Here is a 263-nt window from a genome sequence, read left to right as displayed (position 1 = left end):
ATAGAACAGCTGGCCGCTGGCGAGACCGGCGAAATACACCGCCAGACTCAGCTGCACGTGTTCGATATCGGTGGCGAACGACCGGGCCAGCGACGGGAAGCTGGGCAGGTACATGTCGATGGCGAAGGGGGCGAAGGCCGAGAGGGCCCCGAGAATCAACAATAAGCGAAAGGTCATGAAGCCTGATCCGATGGAAGCGGAAGTGTCACGCAGTTACATACAATCATGTTTGTAAAAGCGGCGAGGCGCGCTAGACTGCGTGG

1 pseudogene is annotated in these 263 nt (G+C 58.6%); it reads right to left on the bottom strand.

What is annotated here, in order from left to right:
* Positions 1-177 (bottom strand): annotated as a pseudogene (locus FS767_RS22325) (Bcr/CflA family drug resistance efflux transporter); the annotation flags it as partial.
* Positions 178-263 lie beyond the last annotated feature (86 nt).

The organism is Pseudomonas sp. DE0010 (genome assembly GCF_007680745.1).
Lineage (GTDB): Bacteria > Pseudomonadota > Gammaproteobacteria > Pseudomonadales > Pseudomonadaceae > Aquipseudomonas > Aquipseudomonas parafulva_B.
Note: the sequence above shows the minus strand (reverse complement) of the source record. Positions and strands in the feature narration are given on the sequence as shown.